The sequence below is a fragment of the Pseudomonas sp. BS3782 TE3695 genome (assembly GCF_050435305.1).
Taxonomy (GTDB): Bacteria; Pseudomonadota; Gammaproteobacteria; order Pseudomonadales; family Pseudomonadaceae; genus Aquipseudomonas.
Genome location: NZ_JBNDKB010000001.1, coordinates 3,512,567 through 3,535,989, shown reverse-complemented (window position 1 = coordinate 3,535,989; position 23,423 = coordinate 3,512,567). Strand labels below are relative to the sequence as shown.

Annotated in this window: 21 protein-coding genes; 12 read left to right on the top strand and 9 right to left on the bottom strand. The window is 58.1% G+C overall.

Translation table 11 applies throughout. From position 1 onward, the window contains the following. The first annotated feature begins 106 nt into the window (after positions 1 to 106). The gene (locus tag ABH909_RS16100; RefSeq protein WP_429434851.1) at positions 107 to 532 is read left to right on the top strand and encodes a VOC family protein; all 426 of its coding nucleotides are present in this window, start codon (positions 107 to 109) and stop codon (positions 530 to 532) included. Next, on the top strand, positions 529 to 1,818 hold the full coding sequence (locus ABH909_RS16095; protein WP_429434848.1) for an amidase: 1,290 nt from the start codon (positions 529 to 531) through the stop codon (positions 1,816 to 1,818). The genes ABH909_RS16100 and ABH909_RS16095 overlap by 4 nt, the downstream gene beginning before the upstream one ends. On the opposite strand, the gene ABH909_RS16090 is transcribed toward ABH909_RS16095, so the two are convergent. The 4 genes from ABH909_RS16090 to ABH909_RS16075 form a co-directional block, all read right to left on the bottom strand. Continuing rightward, on the bottom strand, positions 1,797 to 2,408 hold the full coding sequence (locus ABH909_RS16090; RefSeq protein ID WP_429439942.1) for a GGDEF domain-containing protein: 612 nt from the start codon (positions 2,406 to 2,408) through the stop codon (positions 1,797 to 1,799). The genes ABH909_RS16095 and ABH909_RS16090 overlap by 22 nt on opposite strands. Before the next feature lie 76 nt (positions 2,409 to 2,484). Beyond that, the gene (locus ABH909_RS16085) at positions 2,485 to 3,063 is read right to left on the bottom strand and encodes a hypothetical protein (RefSeq protein WP_429434845.1); all 579 of its coding nucleotides are present in this window, start codon (positions 3,061 to 3,063) and stop codon (positions 2,485 to 2,487) included. Position 3,064: 1 nt separating this feature from the next. Then, on the bottom strand, positions 3,065 to 5,233 hold the full coding sequence (locus tag ABH909_RS16080; RefSeq protein WP_429434843.1) for a molybdopterin cofactor-binding domain-containing protein: 2,169 nt from the start codon (positions 5,231 to 5,233) through the stop codon (positions 3,065 to 3,067). A 25-nt stretch (positions 5,234 to 5,258) separates the two neighbouring features. After that, entirely contained in the window at positions 5,259 to 5,714 is a 456-nt protein-coding gene (locus tag ABH909_RS16075; protein ID WP_429434840.1) for a (2Fe-2S)-binding protein, read from the bottom strand. Positions 5,715 to 6,105: 391 nt separating this feature from the next. Between ABH909_RS16075 and ABH909_RS16070 the strand changes: the two genes are divergently transcribed. Together ABH909_RS16070 and ABH909_RS16065 are read left to right on the top strand one after the other, a co-directional pair. Next, positions 6,106 to 6,609 carry a VOC family protein gene (locus ABH909_RS16070; protein ID WP_429434838.1) on the top strand — a complete coding sequence of 168 codons (504 nt, stop codon included), beginning with the start codon at positions 6,106 to 6,108 and terminating at the stop codon, positions 6,607 to 6,609. Between the two features lie 34 nt (positions 6,610 to 6,643). Continuing rightward, complete coding sequence (locus ABH909_RS16065) at positions 6,644 to 7,477, top strand: helix-turn-helix domain-containing protein (protein ID WP_429434835.1); 834 nt, start codon at positions 6,644 to 6,646, stop codon at positions 7,475 to 7,477. Positions 7,478 to 7,620: 143 nt separating this feature from the next. Here ABH909_RS16065 and ABH909_RS16060 read toward each other — a convergent pair whose 3' ends face one another. Continuing rightward, the gene (locus ABH909_RS16060; RefSeq protein WP_429434832.1) at positions 7,621 to 8,208 is read right to left on the bottom strand and encodes a LysE family translocator; all 588 of its coding nucleotides are present in this window, start codon (positions 8,206 to 8,208) and stop codon (positions 7,621 to 7,623) included. 243 nt (positions 8,209 to 8,451) lie between these two features. Between ABH909_RS16060 and ABH909_RS16055 the strand changes: the two genes are divergently transcribed. The 3 genes from ABH909_RS16055 (at position 8,452) to ABH909_RS16045 (ending at position 13,056) form a co-directional block, all read left to right on the top strand. Beyond that, entirely contained in the window at positions 8,452 to 12,117 is a 3,666-nt protein-coding gene (locus ABH909_RS16055; protein WP_429434830.1) for a hypothetical protein, read from the top strand. 195 nt (positions 12,118 to 12,312) lie between these two features. Continuing rightward, entirely contained in the window at positions 12,313 to 12,525 is a 213-nt protein-coding gene (locus ABH909_RS16050) for a DUF1059 domain-containing protein (RefSeq protein ID WP_429434827.1), read from the top strand. 240 nt (positions 12,526 to 12,765) lie between these two features. Next, the gene (locus ABH909_RS16045; protein WP_429434825.1) at positions 12,766 to 13,056 is read left to right on the top strand and encodes a hypothetical protein; all 291 of its coding nucleotides are present in this window, start codon (positions 12,766 to 12,768) and stop codon (positions 13,054 to 13,056) included. A gap of 112 nt (positions 13,057 to 13,168) precedes the next feature. Here the strand turns inward: ABH909_RS16045 and ABH909_RS16040 are convergent, their stop codons facing one another. Then, entirely contained in the window at positions 13,169 to 13,582 is a 414-nt protein-coding gene (locus ABH909_RS16040; RefSeq protein ID WP_429434823.1) for a VOC family protein, read from the bottom strand. A 125-nt stretch (positions 13,583 to 13,707) separates the two neighbouring features. Between ABH909_RS16040 and ABH909_RS16035 the strand changes: the two genes are divergently transcribed. From ABH909_RS16035 to ABH909_RS16025, 3 genes are all read left to right on the top strand, one after another. Next, a complete protein-coding gene (locus ABH909_RS16035) occupies positions 13,708 to 14,790 on the top strand; it encodes a bifunctional transcriptional activator/DNA repair enzyme AdaA (RefSeq protein WP_429434821.1) in 1,083 nt (360 codons plus the stop codon). 27 nt (positions 14,791 to 14,817) lie between these two features. Further along, a complete protein-coding gene (locus tag ABH909_RS16030) occupies positions 14,818 to 15,435 on the top strand; it encodes a DNA-3-methyladenine glycosylase family protein (protein WP_429434818.1) in 618 nt (205 codons plus the stop codon). A 185-nt stretch (positions 15,436 to 15,620) separates the two neighbouring features. Then, a complete protein-coding gene (locus ABH909_RS16025; RefSeq protein WP_429434816.1) occupies positions 15,621 to 16,109 on the top strand; it encodes a GFA family protein in 489 nt (162 codons plus the stop codon). Positions 16,110 to 16,206: 97 nt separating this feature from the next. Here the strand turns inward: ABH909_RS16025 and ABH909_RS16020 are convergent, their stop codons facing one another. Further along, a complete protein-coding gene (locus ABH909_RS16020; RefSeq protein ID WP_429434814.1) occupies positions 16,207 to 16,815 on the bottom strand; it encodes a tRNA-(ms[2]io[6]A)-hydroxylase in 609 nt (202 codons plus the stop codon). Positions 16,816 to 16,976: 161 nt separating this feature from the next. On the opposite strand from ABH909_RS16020, the gene ABH909_RS16015 reads away from it, so the two are divergent. Next, on the top strand, positions 16,977 to 17,840 hold the full coding sequence (locus ABH909_RS16015; RefSeq protein ID WP_429434811.1) for a universal stress protein: 864 nt from the start codon (positions 16,977 to 16,979) through the stop codon (positions 17,838 to 17,840). A gap of 129 nt (positions 17,841 to 17,969) precedes the next feature. Here the strand turns inward: ABH909_RS16015 and ABH909_RS16010 are convergent, their stop codons facing one another. Continuing rightward, positions 17,970 to 18,440, bottom strand: coding sequence for a DUF1289 domain-containing protein (locus tag ABH909_RS16010; RefSeq protein WP_429427578.1), 471 nt, complete (start codon positions 18,438 to 18,440; stop codon positions 17,970 to 17,972). A gap of 498 nt (positions 18,441 to 18,938) precedes the next feature. Here ABH909_RS16010 and acnB point away from each other — a divergent pair, with 498 nt between their 5' ends. Beyond that, a complete protein-coding gene (acnB, locus tag ABH909_RS16005; RefSeq protein ID WP_429439939.1) occupies positions 18,939 to 21,539 on the top strand; it encodes a bifunctional aconitate hydratase 2/2-methylisocitrate dehydratase in 2,601 nt (866 codons plus the stop codon). Positions 21,540 to 21,795: 256 nt separating this feature from the next. Here the strand turns inward: acnB and ABH909_RS16000 are convergent, their stop codons facing one another. Then, positions 21,796 to 23,076, bottom strand: coding sequence for a serine/threonine transporter (locus ABH909_RS16000; protein ID WP_429434809.1), 1,281 nt, complete (start codon positions 23,074 to 23,076; stop codon positions 21,796 to 21,798). Between the last annotated feature and the right edge of the window lie 347 nt (positions 23,077 to 23,423).

Sequence of the window (23,423 nt, the reverse complement as noted above, 5' to 3'; positions counted from 1 at the left end):
CCAATTGATCGAAATAATTTGATCTCGCTGCAAAAACTATCGTCTTTCAATCAAAAAGCACAGGGCTAAACTCGCTCTCAAAACCCACCCCATCGAGGTACATCCCATGCAACTGGCTCCTTTCCATTTGGCTATCCCTGTTTACGACTTGGCTGCGGCCCGGCGCTTCTATGGTGAAGTGTTCGGACTGGCAGAAGGTCGCTCCAGCGATCATTGGGTAGATTTCAATTTTTTCGGTCATCAACTGGTCATTCACCTTGCCCCGAAAAACGCTTCTCAGGAGGCTGCCCACACCAATGCCGTGGATGGGCATAACGTACCAGTTCCGCACTTTGGCGTAGTGTTGGGAATGGAGGAATGGGAAAACCTGGCCGAGCGCTTGAAGTCTCGGGGCACGCGATTTGTGATCGAGCCGGGGATTCGCTTCCAAGGGCTGGTTGGCGAACAGGCCACGATGTTTCTCTTCGACCCCTGCGGTAATGCGCTGGAGTTCAAGGCATTCAAGAACATCGACCAGTTGTTCGCCAAATGATCGGCCGAGTCCCTGACGCCACCGCACTCAGCGAGGCGGTGGCCAGTGGCGAGACGAGCACTGCCACCATCGCCGAACACTTTCTTGAGTGCATTCAAACGCTGGAGCCGGACATCCAGGCCTTCGTCTCGTTCGATGCCCACCAAGTACGTGCCGCCGCCGCACAATGCCCCGGCCAAGGCGTGCTGGCCGGAGTGCCGGTAGGCATCAAGGACATCTTCGACAGCGCCGACCATCCCACCCAGTTTTTTTCACCCATCTACGCCGGCCATCAGCCGTCCCGGGACGCTCATGTGGTGACACTGCTGCGCCAGGCCGGCGCACTGATCATGGGCAAGACCCACACCACCGAGTTTGCGTACATGCACACCGGTCCCACCCGCAACCCCCACAATCTCGCCCGCACGCCGGGCAGCTCCAGTGCAGGCTCGGCGGCCGGCATGGCCGCGGGCTTCTTTGCCTTGGCGCTAGGCACCCAGACCGCTGGCTCGCTGCTCAAGCCAGCATCCTACTGCGGTCTCTTCGCCTTCAAGCCGTCATTGGGGCTGGTGTCGCTGGAAGGCGTAAAGCCGCTGGCACCCAGCTTCGACACCGTGGGTTGGTATGGACGATCGGTGCGCGACCTGCAGCTCGTGGCAAGCGTGTTGATTCCCGGGTTCGTGGCCACTGGCGTGGAACGGCGTCCGCTGCACCTGGGTTTGTGCCGCACCTCACGTTGGGATCAGGTGGAACCCGAGGTGGCTAACGCGCTGGAGCAGGCGCTGGATCAGTTGCGCAGCATCGGCCATCACGTCAGCGAAGTGCAGTTGCCGGATGAGTTTTCTGGCGTGTTCGATGATCATCAATTGATCAACGATTGCGAAGGAGCCCGCTCGCTGATGAAGGAATTTCAACAACACCGCACACAATTGAGCCCTTCGACATTGGCAATGTTTGAACGAGCGGCGGCGACAACCTGGGAACAGGAGTCCGCCGCCAAACACCGGCTGGCAGTCCTCGCGCCGCAACTGAACGAGCGTTGCCAACCCTTCGACGCCATGCTCGGCGCCTCCTGCGGGATGGTCGCGCCGGTGGGCCTGGAAAGCACCGGGCCGTCGGACTTCATCAAGTTCTGGGGGGCGTTCGGCTGGCCGCAGGTGAATATCCCGCTGCCTCGCGCTGACGCGCAATTACCGATCGGACTGCAGATGATCGGGCGGTTCAGGCGCGATGGCGAGTTATTGCGGGCGGCATCCCGGGTTGCAGCTGATTTGCAAGGCAACACTCAAAAACCGACCGGGCGCTGATGACGAATCTCATCGAGCGCCTGCATCAGGCCATCGACTGTTTTGTGATGGTCGGGATCGAATTCGATTTGCGCGACACTGAAACGAATGTCATAGCCACGATGCACCGTGGCATTGCGTTCATCGAGTATTTCTTCGAGTCGTGCTCTGACCGCGCCAATCTCCACCGAGCTGGCGCCGGTCAACAAGGCGGCGAATTCATCGCTGCCCAGCCGGCCGATGACATCGCTTTCACGAAAGGCGATGCGCAGCACATCGGCAAAGGTTTTCAGGGCGTTGTCGCCCTCGGCGCGACCGTACAGCTGATTGATGTGCTTGAAGTGATCAAGGTCGAAAAACAATAGCGTCGCGGGTATGCCCAACTCCTGGCAGGCCTCCAGCCCTAACCGAGCCAAAGCCTCGAAGCCATGACGATTGGAGAGCAGCGTCAATTCATCCATGCTCGCCATCTGCACGCCCGTCAGTTCTTGCTCGGCCTTTCGCGCCAGATCGCGCAATACATCGCGATCCTGCGCGGCGCTGTCGAGGATGTTCGGTGCACGCAAGGCATCTGCGCCAGCGCCTTTGAACGGTTTGCCTGGGGTTAACATCATTCACTCCTTTGATGGGGGTATAAACGTTAGAGTCGTTCACCCCCGGTATGACTCCCAATAAACGCGCCGCTGGTCAGCTACCGGCCACCGGACACGGTCCGCCAGCATCGGCCCAGAGTTTGAACTGGGTAACAAAGGTATCGTGGGGCACCGGCACTGGCGCCCGCCCCTCACCTGGATTCCAACCCCAAAGCACTAGCTTGTCGTCGCTGACGTGCTTGATCAGCGCCGCAAAATCACGATCGCCATTGCTGGAGCGGTCTTTGATCATCGCGCACAACTTGTCGGCCGGCAGGCCAATCCAGGCCATTTTGTGCGCGGCCGGCGGCAGGCTCCAATGCGGTGCGCCGGGTGGCGTGTTGGGGCCATAACTGGCCGGCGGATTGCTTTCGGCATGACAGGTAGCACATGGCAAACCGGCCGAGCCCTTGCCGTCCAGGCCGCGAACCACATTCATTGCGTGAGGAACACCGGCGTCGAACTGCAACGGTGAATCGCCCGGAATATGGCAGTTCTGACAACGGGGGCTCTGGAACACTTTCTGCACGGTGTCGAACGCCTTTACCGCCTCTTTATCATCAGCGAACAGGTCCGAGGCATAACCACCCAAGCCGATCAGCATCACCGTGCCAAGAAATGCATGTCGTCTCATCTCACACCCCCGACAGTTGCAGCGGCAGTTCCCGCAGACGCTGTCCGGTCAGGGCAAACACCGCGTTCGCCACGGCCGGCGCCACCGGAGGCACACCCACTTCGCCGATACCGCCCGGTTTGTCGCTGCTGGGGACGATATGCACTTCGACCACCGGCATCTCATTCAGACGCAAGACCTGATAGTCGTGATAATTGGACTGCTCGACCTGACCGTTCTTGAACGTCAGTTTGCTGTGCAAGGTAAATCCGAGGCCGAAGGTAATGCCCGATTCCATCTGCGCGGCGATACCCTGCGGATTGACCGCAATGCCGCAATCCACCGCACACACCACCCGGTGCACGCGAATCGCCAGATTCTCCTGCGACACCTCCGCCACCTGGGCGACGTAACTGCCAAAGGACTCATGCACCGCCACGCCCAATGCGTGACCATCCGGCAAGGGGGCTTTCCAGTTGGCTTTCTCCACCGCCAGATTCAGCACGCCCAGATGCCGCGGATGCGCCTTGAGCAAGGCGCGTCGGTATTCCACAGGGTCCTTGCCGGCCGCGTCTGCCAGTTCATCGATCAACGACTCCATGACGAAGGCCGTATGCGTGTGCCCCACCGACCGTAGCCACAGCACGCTGATGCCGGTTTGTGGTGAGTGCAGATCGACCTGATGGTTGGCCAGTCCCACAAGATAAGGACTGTCGGCCACGCCTTCGACGGAGGTTTTGTCGATGCCATCCTTGACCATGGTCGCCGCGAACGAGGTGCCCGTCAGAATCGACTGCCCGACCAGCACATGCTTCCAGGCCATTGGCATGCCGTCGGTACCCAGGCCGATGCGCGCTTGATGCAGGAACGCTGAGCGGTAATAACCGCCGCGAATGTCATCTTCTCGGGCCCAGACGGTTTTCACCGGCACGCCCGCCGCTTTGGCGACGTACACGGCTTCGCTGACAAAATCCGAGGTCGGATTGGCCCGACGCCCGAAGCCACCGCCTAGGAATTGGGTGTGGATCTCGACCTGTTCGGGTTTGAGCCCGGTGATCTTCCCCGCGATCATCTGATCCAGCGTCTGAAACTGAGTGCCGGTCCAGATTTCGCATTTGTCCTTGGAGATTTTCACTGTGCAATTGAGTGGTTCCATTGGCGCGTGGGCCAGGTACGGCACGCTGTATTCTGCTTCAATCATCTTCGCCGCTTTGCCTAGCGTCGCCGTCGCATCCCCGGCCTGACTGGCGGAAGTGCCAGGGGTGGCGGCGAGTTTACGGAAGCTTTCCAGTAGTTTCTGACTGTCGAGCCCGGCGTTCGGCCCCAGGTCCCATTCGACCTTCAGTGCATCACGCCCCAGCTTCGCCGCCCAATAATGATCGGCAATCACTGCGACACCCGTGGGCACCTGCACCACTTTGTGCACGCCCGGCACTGCCAATGCCTCGGCGCCTTCGAAGGATTTGACGCTGCCACCGAACACCGGTGGACGTGCAACCATCGCCGTCATCAGCCCATCGAATTGCACGTCCATGCCGAACCTGGCTTGCCCGGTGATTTTCTCCGGGGTGTCGAGGCGCTGGGTGGGTTTGCCGATTATCTTCCAGTCTTTTGCCTCTTTGAGCTTGATCGTGGCCGGGTCCGGCACCGGTAACTTGCCGGCGTCATCTGCCAGTTCGCCGTAAGTGGCGCGTTTGTCGCCGGCCATGACCACACCCGAATCGGTGCGAATCTGCGAGGGCGCCACGTCAAATCGCTTGGCCGCCGCCTCGATCAGCATCAAACGCGCCGCCGCTCCGGCCTGGCGATAGCGGTCGAACTCCATCCAGGTCGACGTCGAACCGCCGGTAATCTGCATCCCGCCGAATCCCGGCAGGCCATAATCGGCCGCCGAGGCCGGCGCATGTTCGACACGGATTTTCGACCAGTCGGCGTCCAGCTCTTCGGCGATCAACATGGTCAGGCCGGTCCAGATGCCCTGGCCCATTTCCGAATGGCCGAGCAGCACGGTGATGCTGTTGTCGTTGCCAATGCGTAAAAAGGCATTGGGGGCGAAGACGTTTCCTTGATTCTCGGCGCCGAGGGCAAAACGATTGGCACCGGGGATGACAAACGCCACCACCAGACCGCCACCCAGCACTGCGCTGCCCTTCAGAAAACTGCGACGCGAAACAGGATCGATGTAGTCCATGACTCAGACTCCCTTCGACGTGGCATCAACCGATTTCGGCGGCGCGTTTGACCGCTGCACGGATTCTTGGATAGGTACCGCAGCGGCAAATATTGCCGGACAGCGCCTGGTCGATATCGCTATCAGTGGGCTTGGGGATCTTCGCCAGCAGCGCTGCCGCTGACATGATCTGCCCCGACTGGCAATAACCGCATTGAACCACATCGAGTTCAGCCCAGGCTCGCTGGACCGGGTGCGAGCCATCGGCGGACAAGCCTTCGATGGTGAGAATTTTCTGCCCGTGGGCCACCGCCGTGGCAGGGGTGATGCAAGAGCGCAGCGGCGCGCCGTCGACGTGTACGGTGCAAGCGCCACACTGGGCCATGCCGCAACCGAATTTGGTGCCCGTCAGGTGCGCGACATCACGCAGTACCCAGAGCAGCGGCATGTCCGCGGGGACATTCAGTTCCTGGTCCTTGCCATTGATGTTAAGGGTCAGCATGCGGGTTTCCTCAGACTCACGGTGTTCTGAAGGGGCGCCTCGTGGCGAGGGAGCTTGCCCCCGTTCGGCTGCGAAGCAGTCGCAAATCCAGCGCATACCGGTGTGCTTGGCAGAACGAGATTACAGGTTTTAGGACAGCTTCGCAGTCCAACGGGGGCAAGCCCCCTCGCCACAAGCTTCGCTCCTACAAGGTCGGCGGGTTACGCGCGTCCTGGTTATCCCTACAGCTAAGCGCAATTTGCTCCGCAAGCCAGGTTCGTCGACCACCGGTCACCCCGTCCCGTAGCAGCTGCCGAGCTGCTACGGACTTGTCGATCTACGGCGCCACCGGTCGACCGCGGACTGACTACGCTGATAATCCAGCGTGTTCAACCTGCCGAGGACAACCGCCATGCAACGCTTTCCCAAACTCACCCCCTGCCTGTGGTTCGACGACCAGGCTGAAACGGCGGCGAAGTTTTATTGCTCGATCTTCGATCATTCGAAAATCACCGCCATCACCCATTACGGCAAGGCCGGACAGGAAATCCATGGCCGTCCGGAAGGTTCGGTGATGACCGTCAGTTTCGAGCTCGATGGCCATGCCTTCACCGGGCTCAATGGCGGACCGGTGTTCACCTTCAACGAAGCAGTGTCGTTCCAGGTCAACTGCCAGAACCAGGAGGAAGTCGACCACTTCTGGGGCAACCTGTCGGCCGGTGGCCCTGTGCAAGCGCAGCAATGCGGCTGGCTCAAGGACAAATTCGGTGTGTCGTGGCAGATTGTGCCGGTGGCGCTGATGCACATGATGCAAGACCCCGACACGGCAAAATCCCAGCGAGCCATGCAAGCGATGTTGCAGATGAAAAAGCTCGATATCGCTGAACTGGAGCGAGCCTTTGCCGGCCAGAGCTAATACACTCGGGCCCAGGCCTGCCGAGGATACCTAGATGAAGCACTCCGTCACCAAAGATGCAGATAAAGCTCCGCGCTTCTGGCGTGACGACGCCCTGCCCTTCATCGAAGCCCGCTCCATCGCCGACGGTCGCGAGGTCTGCTACAGCCGGCATTCCCACGCGCATTTTTCTATCGGGGCGATCACCGCCGGGCGCAGCATCTATATCCACGAGCAATCGAAGTTTCAGGTCAGTGCCGGCACGGTGGTGCTGATGAATCCCGGCGATGTGCATGCCTGCAATCCGATCGACGACCAGCCGTGGTCGTACCTGATGCTATACGTCGAGACGCCCTGGCTGACCGATTTGCAACATCAACTCGGCTTCAGCCAGGATTCGGCGTTTCGCCGGTTTTCCATCACTCACAATCGCGACGTCGAGCTGTTTGCTGGTCTGAAGAATTTGTATGAGGTGTTGATTGACCCGCAGCAAGACGTGCTGCGCAAGCACAGCGTGGCGGTGGAGTTTTTCACCGACGTGCAACAGCGGCTCAACCCCGCCGAGCAACCGCTGCGCGAACCCAATTTCAAGCTGGAGCGGGCCGCCGACTATATCCGCGACAACTGCACGCACATGCTCAAGCTCGAGGATATTTGCGAGGCGGCGCAACTGTCGCCGTCGTACCTGATCCGCGCCTTCAAGCAGCATTACGGCATGACGCCCCATGCGTTTCTGATCAACCGGCGCATCCAGTTCGCGCAGGAACAACTGCGTAACGGCAAGTTGATCGCCGATGTGGCGCTGGAAGCCGGGTTTGCCGACCAGGCGCATTTTCAGCGCGCGTTCAAACAGCATCTGGCGGCGACACCGGGGCAGTATCGCGGTTGATGCCGAAACACCCACTTCTGTGGCGAGGGAGCTTGCTCCCGCTCGACTGCGCAGCAGTCGCCCGGATTTGGGGCCGCTTCGCAGCCCAGCGGGAGCAAGCTCCCTCGCCACAGAAGCACTCTGACCACAGCAGCGGGATTGACTCAAGGCAATACCAGGTAAACCGCACTCACCGCCAGCAACAACGCCATGACCCGATTGAACAGGCGCATCCCCGCCGGATTGCTCAGGTAGCCGCGCAAAAACGTCCCGGCATACGCCCAGCAACCGACCGACACATAGCAGATCACCAGGTAAATCGCGGCGAACTGCCAAACCAGCCGCGCCTCGCCGTCGGCGACAAACGCGCCCATCCCCGCCACGCAGGCCAGCCAGGCTTTCGGATTGAGCCACTGCATCACCGCGCCGTACAACATCGATGGTGCCCGCCCCGACTCTTGCGCATCGAGACGTCCGTCATCGGTTGCCAGTTTCCAGGCCATGAACAACAGGAATGCCACGCCGGCCACTTGCACCACCCGGGTCATGAACGGCCACAGTTTTAGCACTTCATGCAAACCCAATCCCATCAACACCAACAACAGCACGAACCCCAAGGTCGCCCCGGCCACATGGCGCTGGCTGGCCCGGAAGCCGAACCGCGCTCCGGCACTCAACGCCACAATGTTCACCGGCCCTGGAGTTATCGACGCCGCCAACGCAAACGCCGCCATCGAAACAATAAGACTCATTGCACACCTGCTTCAAAGAAAGGAACAAGGCGCTCACGGTAACCGCCACTCCCCACACGGTATTGAATAAAACTGCCCTTTCGATCAATTCGAAGAGAAGTTTCTGCAACTTCAAATCGTCATCCACCTTAACAACTTGAAATCAAACTAAAGAACAAAAACAGGATAACTATATATAGTTGCTGTGCTCCCGAGAGCAACTTCAGATACAACCAACCACCAACACCCAAGGATGGATAAAACATGAATGCTTCTTTGAATCTTTTCGACACACAACCAGTTTCCACTGATAAAACGGAACGCAAGTCGATTATCGATACACTAACGACCGCCCTCAAAAAAAGAGAGTCCTCACGCATATTTTATGAACGACGATCAATTAGCGTAGCGTCGCTACTCGTCCAAACGACCAGAAACAGCAGTTTTGATAACGCCCAGCAATTGGCAAAATCTTTATTGCTCCGTTTGATCAAACGCCCTGAATATCAGGAATTGATCGAAGAGCACGGAATTACCGACGATCATTGGACGCTGGTCGATGACACAGGAGGCGTTTATCAGGCTTACGAAAATCAGGAGCCCATCGGAAACTCCATCGAACGCATCAACTTGGGCGCTAAAGTCAATGCCATTGAAGCTTTGAAGGCGGATGTAGCGCTTCTCTCCAAGGCCGCAGTACTTTCGGGGGGAATCGTATCGTCGGACGAGCGTATCCCGTTGCATAACTGGCTACGTTTTCAGCAATTGACTCTGCCAGAAACCGTCGATGACGTTAAAAACCTGATTGCACTTCTTAGTCTGTCACTACCCGAGCCCCCACAGCATGCAAACTATTGGGGTATTTCAGCCGATGCCCATGAACCGTCGCTGGCAATCACCGAAGCTCAGCAACCGATTGTTCAACAGGAAATCTCCAGACTGAAGAAACACCAGTCGCGCACCGATGCATTGATTAATCTTCTGACCGAAGCCATGCCGAAAAAAACAACCGAGACTTTCTTACGAGAGTTTCCGCACTGGAGTTGGACACTGCTGATTGAAACGGCCGAGGTCAAAGCGTTCGCCGATTCCTGCCAGAGGGCCTTGAGCCCGCAGAACGCAGACAAACCCCTGTCCACCGAAGAGCGCAGCCGGTTGTTGGTTGCCGCCATCATGCTGGACTTCGGTCTTGGGGACGAACAACAGCAAAACTCGTTCCGTTTAGAGCACCTTTATCATCCTCGCCATGTGCAATCGAACACCTACACGGTGCGCAGAGCGCTGACCGATCATCTCACCCGGACATTGATCGTCAAGGAGCCGGCCGTCCCACTGGCTATGAACCTGATCCTCGCGGGGCTGGCCCCCGAGTTTCTGGTTGACTCCCCTGTGGCATTGCAAATGGGCTCTCAAGGTTGGGTCATGTTGCGCAAGTCGGTTTTGATTGCCGAAAGCATTGCACCGGGCCTGTCCCGAAGCATGTCTTATGAGACGCTGCTGGAACTGGGCGCCATCACCCCCACCAGCTCCGAACAACAGACCTTGCATGATTTGATCACGCTGAAATGCGTCATGGAATGGGCCAGGGTCAATGCTTCGGACAGCGAGGCGCCTGATGAAGTAACGGTAGAGGTGTTCGCGCAACAGGCAATTGCTCAATATAAAACTCACATTGACGAAATTGCCGAGGCCCTGCGCGCTATTACTGCGTCCCCGGTCAGTCGCCGGAAACTGGCGAAAACTGAATTGCTCGATAACGGTATAAAACCGACAAAGGTGCTGTATCGGGAGTTCGGACGACACGGCTACATCGGTGAATCGATTCTTGATTTGTACCTGGCAGGCACGTTATCGACGAAGTTATACGATAAAAAAAGCGGTAACAGCATCTATAAAGACGACCCTGATCTACTCACTCTGGATCCCGTCAATACGCTCTATGCCGAGCAGGTAAAACAACAGCACGCCCACTACCGCTCCGGCATCAATACAATCGTCCGCCTGGCCCTGTCACGTCTTCCAGAGAAAGACCGGATAGCCATTGAATGTGGCCAACTGGCACTCTATTACGTGCGTAACTCACAACCCATTGCTTTCAGCGGTGGTATCAGTCCACGCAGAACATCGAATACCGGACAATTTGGCATCGTCATGCTGTGTCGGTTTCTCGGAGAAACCCGCTGCTACGAGGTTTTTCCGTTACAGGGCGTTTGTCTCGAAAACCCGGCATTGGCTCAAGCCTATATTCAAGGCGCCACCCTGGATGACAATGAACTCTGGTTCAGCCGATCCCCGAACGGCGATAACGACAACTTCAAGGCGCTGACCTTTACCGCGCCCATTACGGCAGATTTTTGGCCTTACTTCAAAGGCATCGCCCCTGAGACTCAAACAAAGAGCCGCTATGTTGGTGTTCTGCTGGATCGCTTTGCAATGCTTGATTCAAGCCACCAAGCAGTTCCGCCAAGCCGCACTCCCCTGGAAAGCTTCAACGCCGAACGTTCGAAAAACATTGGTGAACTGATCGCACGCCATAACCCGCCGATGAGTTACGAGCATTTTTACGCGACGGGTTACGACAAGACAGAAATCGAACAAAAACAAGAAGACTTCGACAACATTGTCGAGACGATCCTCAACGTGATTATTCCGTTCAAAGGCTGTATCGAAGGGCTCAGTTCAGGTGATCCGGACCGGCGTAGCGGGGCCTTGTTCAGTTGTGTCATGGACGCCACCGCCATACTGTTCGTCTTCGCAGGCGCAGCAGGTGCGTTTGCCAAAGCCGCCGCGAGCAGCGCGAAACTGCTGGAATTAAGCAAAGTCGGTACACGCTTTCTGTTGTCGGTATTCAACCCCCTCGACGGCGTTCCGCAACTGGCTTATGGCGGCGTCAAGCTGATCGGCAAAGGAGTGCTTAAACTCAGCCAGTACGGACATTCCGTGACCCGTCTGGGCGCTGGGCAACTGCGCCAACTCACGTCCGCCAGCGGCTCTTATGATTTGATCAAGGCATTGAACAAACTCGACGCAGCCACAGAAGTTCGAATGACGTTGCCGACGGTGGCTCATGGTCGTGCGTTGTTCAAGGACGATACCATTGAAACCGTCGAACACATTGTGAGCCGACTGAGCGCAAAGAACATTCCCTTGCCCAATGGTTCTTCCCCTGTCGAATTGCAGCACCTGTTTAACAATGCCGTCCGGGAAACGACACTCCAACACAAGCAAATAAAAGACCTGGGCGAGCTGATCGGTCAATCGTCGGCGGACGATCTTATTACCAAGATTATCAAGGACAAAGCCATACGCTATGTCGATTCGCGTTTCACCATCGGAGCGCAGGACTTATCCGATATATTGGACGCAGTTGCGCAGGTCGAAACGAAAAAAGTCAGCTATTTGAAGACTTATCAGCAAAACGTACTGAAACAGGATCTGGGCAAGGCGCCTTACAGCGATGTCATGCCGGAAGCCGCCTTCAACACCCATGGCTATACCGACAATGCACAGAGAGCAGCCGCCTGGATGGTGAACGGTGCGACATCTCAGGCAAACGAGTTCGACGATATTCTTGCAGTACTGCGTGAGTATGCAGGCAACAATAAATCCTTGACCGACCCGGCCGTCATCAGAGAAGTACACAGGCGGGTTACGTCTGCCGCCGCTGGCTACGATCGCTTGATCGCGTTGGACGCTAAGTATGGAAGCAGCATTAGCGGTTTTGCCTTGATGGAACAGCATCTGAAAACGCTGGATATCGCCCATAAGCACTTTGACAAACACTTGCTCGCAACCATCGTGGGCTTCCAGGGTTTCGGCGACGGTAACGGTCGCGCCGCCAGCGCGATGTACGCCATCAGCCAATTGCGGCGCGATCGCTTCACGCCAATGCCAAAACATGTGTTCAATTTGCTGAGTGGCATGGCCTGACAGTATCACCTGATGCCAAACCCACCTACGCCTCGCTTGGCGGGGCGCACAAAAAAAAGATACGCAACATAGCGAGCCTATACTTCAAGAGTCGGCACACGCGATGTGACAGGCAATCGTAATATATGGGATGGCGCATCGAGTGATCATTCATGCAGGCCACAGCCTGCCTTCATCGTAGGGAGGAGAAGAATCATGGCCCGTAAATACATCGACTGTCGCGAGTTTCCAAGCGACTCCAAATGCTCGGTTGCTCTGTGCGCAGACTCTGAAAACGAACTGCTCGAGGCCGCCGCTCAGCATGCGGTCAGCGTTCACAAACACACCGATTCACCAGAACTGCGTGCGCAATTGAAGACGATGTTTCACGACGGTACTCCGCCTGTTGAAGCACCGCGCACCGCTTGAAAAGCAGCATAAAAGGGACAGGCCACGATTTTAGGCATATGCCGGAAAATCGTAGTCCGTCCCTTTTTTTCAGTCCAAATTGATCGCCTGCTCCCCGTCAGCACATAGAAAAGTGGCCGATGGTCGTTGCACTTCGCTCGGCGCCAGCCTTTGGCTAAGCTGAATTTGGAGCGAACTGAAATAACGGCCATCAAGGGACATGGATTGGCATCAAGACGGTAACTCCCAAAGGAGACAACCATGTATGCGGTTATAAGAACCTACCTGGGTGCTGGAGCAAAGCAGCTTTTCGAACTTTTAGAGGAGCGCAAGGCCGACGTCGAAACTACCCTGCGGACAGTGCCTGGCCTGGTAAGTTACACACTGCTGAATACGGGTGATGGCGGTACGGCGGTGACTGTTTGCACGGACAAGGCCGGCAGCGATGCGAGCTTGAAAGTCGCGCGCGACTGGATTCAGAAAAATGCCTCGCATATCCATGCGAACCCGCCAATCGTGACGGAAGGTCCGGTCATCGTGCAGATCAAATAGCACGCCTTTCCAGTCGATCTAAAATTGAAAGGACAGGCTGCGATTCAAGGCAAATGCCGGGCAATTGTGGTCTGTCCCTGTCATCCAGAAAATGGCGAAACGGGCCTGACCTTTACCCGTGAGACGGCCCTTTCAGTTCGACCTGATTGCCGTCCGGATCGAAGCAATAAATCGACAGCCCGCGGCCTTCGGCACCGAAACGCACGACGGCTTTCTCAGGTGTCAGACCGAAGGACTGCAAGTGACTGACCAACGCTTCCTCCTCGAACGGTTCGATGCGCAGGCAGAAGTGATCGACGTTGCGCCGTTCGTGACCAGCGGCAGCACCGCCCTTGCGGCCGAGTTCGCCCTGGATGTCGACGAGGTCGATCATCGAGGTGCCCGCACGCAAATGCACCATGCCCAGATCGTCACGGCGCTTGACCAGTTCGGCGCCGAGTACCTCGCCGTAAAAAGTGATGCTTCGCTCGAGATCCTTCACGCGCAGGACGATGTGATCGATGTGTTTGATCGTGAACGGTTGCATAGGATGATTCCTGAAAATAACGTTTACAGGATTATCGGTGACCCGATGACTGTAGCTCAGGACCACAAAAATTCACTGTCGATTTTCCGGTGGAGGCACCGGGTGACACGGCCTATGCTCAGCCCATGAACCTACAAAACGCTGTACTTCCGCCCCACGCCGAGATGGTTCGCGCCATGCTCGAACGCGACACCGCCTATGAAGGGGTGTTCTTTACCGCGGTCAAAACCACTGGCATTTTCTGCCGCCCTGGCTGCACGGCGCGCAAACCGAAGCCGGAAAACGTTGAGTTTTTCGCTCATGCCGATGAGGCGATGTCGGCAGGCTATCGTGCCTGCCTGCGTTGCAAGCCGCTGGACGCCGCCGCCATCGCGCCGGACTGGGTGCAGCGGTTGCTCAAATTCGTCGACGCCGACCCTGACCTGCGCTGGACCGATGCCCAGTTGCTGGCCGAGGGCATCGAGCCGCTGAAACTGCGTCGCTGGTTCAAGCAGCATTTCGGCATGACTTTTCACGCCTGGCTGCGCAGCCGGCGCCTGGGCATTGCCCTCGGCGGCATCAAACAAGGCGAATCCATCGACAACGCTGCGTTCGACTCCGGCTACGAATCCCTGAGCGGTTTTCGCGATGCGTTTCAAAAATCGTTCCATATCACACCCGGCCGCGCTGCCCATAGCGAGCCGCTGCTGTTCACTCGACTGACCACGCCGCTGGGGCCAATGATCGCCATGGCCGAACAGCGTGGGCTGGTGCTGCTGGAGTTTCTCGATCGACCGGCATTGACCAAGGAAATCGAAGAGCTGCAGAACCGTTATGGCTACGCCGTGGCACCTGGTCACAACGGGCATTTGCAGCAGCTCGAAGAAGAACTGGCGCAATACTTCGCTGGCAAACGGACCACATTCAACGTGCCATTGCACCTGCCCGGCAGCGCTTTCGCCCGACAGGTGTGGGCCGAGCTGATGAAGATTCCGTACGGCAAGACCACGACCTATGGCGCCATCGCCGCGCAACTGGGCAACCCCGGCGCCAGTCGCGCCGTGGGCCTGGCCAACGGACAAAACCGCCTGGCGATAATCCTGCCCTGTCACCGGGTGATCGGTGCAGACGGCTCGTTGACCGGCTATGGTGGAGGACAGCCACGCAAGGCGTTTCTGCTCAGGCTGGAAAGCGCCGCGGTGCAAATCACCGAACAACTCGCGTTCTGATCACGCCGCCATTCTTCAGGATGCTCCATGCCCGATACCTACTCACTGGCCAGCGAATTTCTCTCGGCCCTCGATGCTGACTGGCAACGCCACGTCAATGCCATCGGCCCCTGCCTGCATCAGCCCCATGCGGCCCGCGACCCCTACGAGTCGCTGGTGCGGGCGATTGCCTATCAGCAACTGCATGCCAAGGCTGGCGATGCGATTGTTGGCCGGCTGCGGGCGTTGTTTCCGGCGAGCACCTTCCCAAGGCCTGAGCAGATTCTGGCGACAGACTTCGAGCAGATGCGTGGTTGCGGGTTTTCCGCCAGCAAGATCGCGACCATTCAGGGCATCGCTCAGGCAGCTCTGGACGGCGTGGTGCCGGATTACGCAACGGCCCTGGCCATGGACGATGAAGCCTTGATCGAGCGCTTGATCACCTTGCGCGGGGTGGGTCGCTGGACCGTGGAAATGCTGCTGATCTACAGCCTGGAGCGGCCGGACATTTTACCGGCCGATGACTTTGGCGTGCGCGAGGGTTATCGGCGGCTGAAGGGGCTGGAGGTGCAGCCGACTCGTAAGCAGATGATCGACATCGGGTTGGCGTGGAGTCCATATCGGACGGTGGCGGCGTGGTATTTGTGGCGGGTGCCCGGCCGGTAGACCGCGTTATCGTTCTTCGCGAGCAAGCCCGCTCCCACATTAGATTTTCAGTGAACGCAGATTTTGTGTACGAAAACGATCAAGTGTGGGAGTGGGCTTGCTCGCGAAGAGGCCCACACATCCAGCATAAATCCAAGGCCAGGAATGCGGACAGTCCAGGCTGTCTAGACCCGTCGGAGGTTTCCATGCAACTCGAAGGCTCCTGCCATTGTGGCGCGGTATCGTTCAGCCTGACCAGCGCCCACCCCTACCCTTATCAACGCTGCTATTGCTCGATCTGTCGCAAGACCCAGGGCGGTGGCGGTTATGCGATCAACATCGCTGGCGATGCCGCCAGCCTGAAAGTACGCGGCCGTAAACACATCTCGATATACCATGCGCGGCTCAAGGAAAAAGGTGACAAACGCGCCCACCGCAGCACCGCAGAGCGGCATTTCTGTTCCGTTTGCGGCTCGGGATTATGGGTGTTCAGTCCTGAATGGCCGGATCTTGTTCACCCATTCGCCTCGGTCATCGACACGGCGCTGCCGGCGCCACCCGAGAACACGCACGTGATGCTCGGTTCGAAAGCGTCATGGGTAGAAGTCCAGATGCAGCCCGCTGATCGACGGTGCGACAGGTGGCCTGAAGAGTCCATCGCCCAGTGGCATGAGCGTCTGGGTTTGAGCCGCTAAAGCCGGATCAAAAGATCGCAGCCTGCGGCAGCTCCTACGCCGACCGTGTATATACCCCGGTTCTACAGGAGCTGCCGCAGGCTGCGATCTTTTGATCTCATGCCGCGACCGGCACACCACTGTGAAAGCGAAACTCCACATCCGGCGACTCGATCAGCGCCTGCTCGGCGTCACGAACCTTGTCGATCACCTGGGCAATATCCTTGGCGTCACCGTACTGATAGGCCAGTCTCAGGTAACCCTGGAAATGTCGGGCCTCGCTTTTCAGCAAACCGAAGTAGAACTTGCCCAGTTCGTCATCCAGATGCGGCACCAGCGCCTCGAAACGCTCGCAGCTACGGGCTTCGATGAAGGCGCCGACCACCAGCGTGTCCACCAGCTTCACCGGTTCGTGGCTGCGCACCACTTTGCGCAGCCCCGAGGCGTAACGCCCGGCAGACAACTGACGTAGTTCGATCTTGCGCTTTTTCATCAGGCGCATGACCTGTTCGTGGTGCACCAGCTCTTCCCGGGCCAGACGCGACATCAGGTTGATCAGATCGACATGGGAGTGGTATTTGGCAATCAGGCTCAACGCCGTGCTGGCCGCCTTGAATTCGCAGTTTTTATGGTCGATCAGCAAGGTTTCCTGATCGGCCAACGCGGCCTGGATCCAGCCATCAGGCGTGCGGCAGCCGAGGAACTCGTGAATTTCGGGAAGGATCATGGGGCTCACGGATAAAAGGTACAAAACGAAGGGCGCCGATTATACCGGCCTGCCGACAGACCACCAGACGCCAACCGTTGATATGCATCAAGTCGCCGAATGCCGGCCAGCAACTATAGTTGTCCAACGCAGTGTTTTTTATCTTCATGGAGATCCCGATCATGCAAGCCATTCGCAGCATCCTGGTGGTCATCGAACCCGAACACTCGGAAAGCCTGGCGCTTAAACGGGCCAAATTGATCGCTGGCGTGACCCAGGCCCATCTGCACCTGCTGGTCTGCGATAAAAAGCATGATCACGCTGGCATGCTTGGCGTGCTCAAGGCTGCGCTGGTGGCGGACGGTTATAGCGTCACCACCGAACAGGCCTGGAACGAAAGCCTGCATGAAACCATCGTCGATGTGCAGCAAGCCGAAGGCTGCGGGCTGGTGGTCAAGCAGCATTTCCCGGACAGCCCGCTGAAAAAAGCCCTGTTGACCCCGGCTGACTGGAAACTGCTGCGCTACTGCCCTACTCCGGTGCTGCTGGTGAAAACGGCCAAACCCTGGACCGGCGGCGTGATCCTGGCAGCCATCGATGTCGGCAACATCGACGGCGAACACCGTACCTTGCATGCCAGCATCATTGATCATGGCTACGACATTTCCAGCCTGGCCAAGGCGCATTTACACGTGATCAGCGCTCATCCATCGCCCATGTTGTCGGCGGCTGACCCGACGTTTCAGCTCAAGGAAACCATCGAGGCCCGTTACCGCGAGCAATGCAAGGCGTTCCAGGCCGAGTTCGATATCGATGACGATCATCTGCACATCGAGGAAGGCCCGGCGGATGTGTTGATTCCGTACATGGCCCATAAACTGGGGGCATCGGTGACGGTGATCGGCACCGTGGCGCGGACCGGGTTGTCGGGGGCGTTGATCGGTAATACGGCGGAAGTGGTGCTGGATTCGCTGGAGAGCGATGTGCTGGTGCTCAAGCCGGATACGATCATGGATCATCTGGAAGAGATCGTGACCCAGCATTGAGATTTTCGGCGTCAGATAAATAGCCTTCGCGAGCAAGCCCGCTCCCACATGGGATCTCCATTGGACATGAAATTTGTGAACGATACAGATCCAATGTGGGAGCGGGCTTGCTCGCGAAGCTTTTAAGGTTTAACCGCCAAACGCATCCTTGAGAAACCCCGGCGCAATGTAGCGCTGATAATGCGCTTCCGAGAGCAGGAAAAATTCCCGATCAATGGCATCGCGCAATTCCGGCAGGTTCCAGTCGCGAAACTCCGGCAGCAGCACCATCCCGTAGGCTTCCAGATTGTTGATGACCCGCGCCCCCCGGGCGATCAGCTGATAAGCCCAGCAATATTCCGACTGGTGCGGCACAAAGCGGATCTTGCGCTGCTCCAGCTGCAGACGCAGCAACGCGGGATCGAAAATCTCTACCTTACTGGCCATCACCTGCGACAACAGTTGCTCAAGACGCAGCCACACCGCGCGTTTTTCTTCCTCGTTGTAACCGTTCCAATGAATCACTTCATGGTGGAAACGCTTGCAGCCACGGCACACCAGATCACCGTAAACAGTGGAGCAGAGGCCGATGCAGGGGGTCTTGATGGTCTGATTGGGCATAGGTAGGCAAAACACGGGAAAGCAGAACAGGTCGGCATGTTAGCCCTTTGTCCAATATTCATCACCCCTCAAAATTCAGGCCCTGACAAGGGAACAACCATTGGCGGCATCCCGCGCCTTGTCTCGCACACGTTGGCCCGGCAACGCGGCTCGCCACCAAAGTTCAATAGACCCTGACTTACCTTTAATTTTTTTTTGCCGTAGAATCAGCCAGCCTTTTAAGGCGCCAATGTCCGTTAGAAGCTGTTTTCAAAGCGTCACGAGCACAGTCGTTCCTTCAGAGCGGTGTTGGCGAAGGGTTTTTCAGCGGTGAAAAACCTGACGCCAACCCTCATCAGCTCCCCGTTCTGCAGGCGTAAAACTTTGAAAGCAGCTTCTGTAAGGAATTGTCGGTAATTCTGGCTAAGCGGCCCACAACGCCACGCAGCGCATGAGTACGGCAATTTCGGGATGAGCGTCCCGGACACCCATTTGGGACCACTGATGAGGGTAATAACTGTGCTTGAAGCCTACCGCAAACATATCGAAGAGCGTGCAGCACTGGGTATCGTTCCCCAGCCGCTTAACGCCGAACAAACTGCAGGCCTGGTCGAGCTGCTGAAGAATCCCCCTGCTGGCGAAGAAGCCTTCCTCGTTGACCTGATCACCAATCGCGTTCCGCCAGGCGTAGACGAAGCGGCCTATGTAAAGGCCGGTTTCCTCTCTGCCCTCGCCAAAGGCGAAGCCAAATCCCCTCTGATCGACAAGAAACGCGCTGTTGAACTGCTCGGCACCATGCAGGGCGGCTACAACATCGTAACTCTGGTCAATCTGCTGGACGACGCCGAACTGGCGCCAGTCGCTGCCGAAGAACTCAAGCACACCCTGCTGATGTTCGATGCTTTCCACGATGTAGCTGAACGCGCCAAGAACGGCAACGTTCACGCCAAAGCCGTGCTGCAATCCTGGGCCGACGGCGAGTGGTTCAAGAACCGCCCTGTACTGGCCGACAAGATCAGCCTGCGCGTGTTCAAGGTTCCTGGCGAAACCAACACCGACGACCTGTCCCCTGCTCCTGATGCCTGGTCCCGCCCGGACATCCCGCTGCACGCCCTGGCCATGCTGAAAATGGCTCGCGACGGCATCGTGCCGGACGTGCAAGGCTCCATCGGTCCGATGAAGCAGATCGAAGAAATGCGCAACAGCGGCTTCCCGATCGCCTACGTCGGTGACGTGGTCGGTACCGGTTCGTCGCGTAAATCGGCCACCAACTCGGTGCTGTGGTTCTTCGGCGACGACGTTCCTTTCGTGCCGAACAAGCGTGCTGGCGGCTTCTGCTTCGGCAGCAAGATCGCTCCGATCTTCTACAACACCATGGAAGATGCCGGCGCACTGCCAATCGAATTCGATGTGACCAACATCAACATGGGCGACGTGATCGACCTGTACCCGCACGCTGGCAAAGTCTGCAAGCACGGTACCGACGAAGTCATCACCACCTTCGAAATGAAGACCCCAGTGCTGTTGGACGAAGTCCGTGCCGGCGGTCGTATTCCGCTGATCATCGGCCGTGGCCTGACCGACAAGGCTCGCGCCGAACTGGGTCTGCCAGCGTTCGACCTGTTCAAGAAACCGGATGCCCCGATCGAAAGCACCAAGGGCTTCACCCTGGCGCAGAAAATGGTCGGCAAGGCGTGCGGCGTAGCCGGTGTGCGTCCAGGCACCTACTGCGAACCGAAGATGACCACCGTCGGTTCCCAGGACACCACCGGTCCAATGACCCGTGACGAACTGAAAGACCTGGCATGCCTGGGCTTCTCCGCTGATCTGGTGATGCAGTCGTTCTGCCACACCGCGGCTTATCCAAAGCCGATCGACGTGACCACCCACCACACCCTGCCTGACTTCATCATGACCCGCGGTGGCGTTTCCCTGCGTCCGGGCGACGGTATCATCCACAGCTGGCTGAACCGCATGCTGCTGCCGGACACCGTCGGTACCGGTGGTGACTCCCACACCCGTTTCCCGATGGGCATTTCGTTCCCGGCCGGTTCCGGTCTGGTCGCCTTCGCCGCTGCCACTGGCGTGATGCCGCTGGACATGCCGGAATCGATCCTGGTGCGCTTCAAAGGCAAAATGCAACCGGGCGTCACCCTGCGTGACCTGGTTCACGCCATTCCTTACTTCGCGATTCAGGCTGGCCTGCTGACCGTCGAGAAGAAAGGCAAGAAGAACGCGTTCTCCGGCCGCATCCTGGAAATCGAAGGCCTGGACAACCTGAGCATCGAACAGGCTTTCGAGCTGTCCGACGCCTCGGCCGAACGTTCGGCTGCCGGTTGCACCATCAAGCTGTCGAAAGAATCGATCACCGAATACCTGCAATCGAACATCACCCTGCTGCGCTGGATGATCGGTGAAGGCTACGGTGATGTGCGTACCCTGGAACGTCGTGCCCAAGCGATGGAAGCCTGGATCGCCAACCCTGAGTTGATGGTTGCCGATGCTGACGCCGAATACGCTGAAATCATCGAAATCGACCTGGCCGACATCAAGGAGCCTGTGCTCTGCGCGCCGAACGATCCGGACGACGCCCGTCTGTTGTCCAGCGTTGCTGGCGAGAAGATCGACGAAGTGTTCATCGGTTCGTGCATGACCAACATCGGTCACTTCCGCGCCGCCGGTAAACTGCTGGATCAGGTCAAGGGACAGCTGCCAACCCGCCTGTGGCTGTCGCCGCCGACCAAAATGGACGCTCACCAGCTGACCGAAGAAGGCTACTACGGCATCTACGGCAAGGCTGGCGCACGCATGGAAATGCCAGGCTGCTCGCTGTGCATGGGTAACCAGGCACGTGTAGAGCCGAACTCCACCGTGGTGTCGACATCGACCCGTAACTTCCCGAACCGTCTGGGTGACGGCGCGAACGTCTACCTGGCTTCGGCCGAGCTGGCGTCCGTTGCGTCCATCCTGGGTCGCCTGCCGACCGTCGAGGAGTACATGGAATACGCTGGCAAGATCGACAGCATGGCGGCCGATGTTTACCGCTACCTGTCCTTCGACCAGATCGCCGAGTTCCGTGAAGCTGCTGCGAACGCCAACATCCCGGTCGTTCAAGCCTAACGTTACAACGCCATAAAAAACGCCGCCCATCGTGAGATGAGCGGCGTTTTTTTATGTCTTCAGGAAGACCGCGTTATCGTTCATCGCGGGCAAGCCACGCTCCCACAGGGATTTTGCATGAATCACACAAAACAAATGTGGGAGCGGGTTTGCTCGCGAAGAGGCCATCCCATCCAACATCTTCGTTGACTGTAGGACTGCATTCGCGAGCAAGCCCGCTCCCACAGGGTATTCAGCGTGCCCGGAAGATCGGCACTCAGGCCGTCAGGGAATAGATCAACGCCGAAATCGCCACCAGGCCCACCGCCGTCACGAAGACGTTAGAGGCCTGACCCCGAAAGCGCGCCATCGCCGGAACCTTGCGGACTGCGTACATCGGCATCAGGAACAGGATCGCGGCGATCACCGGGCCACCAAGGGTTTCGATCATCAGCAGAATGCTCGGGTTCAGCGTGGCAACGATCCAGCAGACCACCAGCATGAAGGCGGCAGTCATGCGGTCCAGGGTCTTCGGTGCCGGGCGTTTGCCGCTCTTGACGATCAGGCCCTTCAAGCCTTCGCTGGCGCCGATGTAGTGGCCCAGGAACGACTTGGAAATGGCCACGAAGGCAATCAACGGCGCCGCGAAGGCGATGGTCGGGTTGCTGAAGTGATTGGCCAGGTACGACAGGATCGACAGGTTCTGCGCCTTGGCTTCCGCCAGTTGCGCCGGCGACAGGGTCAGCACGCAGCTGAAGACGAAGAACAGCACCATCGCCACCATCAAGAGGTGGGCGCGGGACAGGATCTGCGAGCTGCGCTCTTCGGCATGCGTGCCGTAGCGACGCTTCTGGTCCACCGCGAACGCCGAGATGATCGGTGAATGGTTGAACGAGAACACCATCACCGGAATCGCCAGCCATAGCGTGTGCAACAGCGCCGACGGTTCAGGCAGCGTGGAGGCAGTGCTGAGAATGCCACCATTCCAGTGCGGAACCAGGAACACCGCCAAAAACAGCAGCGCGACGATGAACGGATAGACCATCAGGCTCATGGCCTTGACGATTACCTGCTCACCGCAACGTACCACTGCCAACAGGCCGAGAATCAATACGAACGACAGCACGGCGCGTGGTGGCGGCAGGATGTGCAGTTGATGTTCGAGGAAACTGCCCACGGTGTTGGTCAGGGCCACGCTGTAAATCAGCAGGATCGGAAAGATCGCGAAGAAATACAGCAACGTGATCAATGCGCCGGCCTTGATGCCGAAGTGTTCTTCCACCACTTCGGTGATGTCGGCGCCTTCGCGGCCGGACAACACAAAGCGGGTCAGGCCACGGTGGGCGTAAAACGTCATAGGGAATGCCAGCACCGCCAGGATCAACAGCGGCCAGAAGCCGCCCAGCCCCGCGTTGATCGGCAAAAACAGGGTGCCGGCCCCGATTGCCGTGCCAAACAGGCCCAGCATCCAGGTGGTGTCATGGCGATTCCAGCTTTCTAGGCTCGCTGGTGTCGCCGCTACATAGCGTTCGTCGACGCTATTGGCCTGATCATTCATCCGCTCGGATCTCCGCTTTCCGGTCACTTGCCACCCGGTCAGGACGAGTCGGAAAACCCGACAGGCAGCGCCCTGGCCGAAACAGGGGCGCGATTGTCCGGGATTAATCAACAGAAGCAAAGACTTAGCTGAGCAATGGTTATGCGGATCAGATGCAGCGGGCCGAACACGCGTTCTCCTGTAGGAGCGAGGCTTGCCCCAATGCCTGTCAGTTAAGCGCAATCCATGTGGGAGCGGGCTTGCTCGCGAAGACGGCGGCACAGTCAACATGTCGCCTGATACGCCGCTTTCGCGAGCAAGCCCGCTCCCACAGGTTCCGCGCCTTAACTGACTGGCATTGAGGCTTG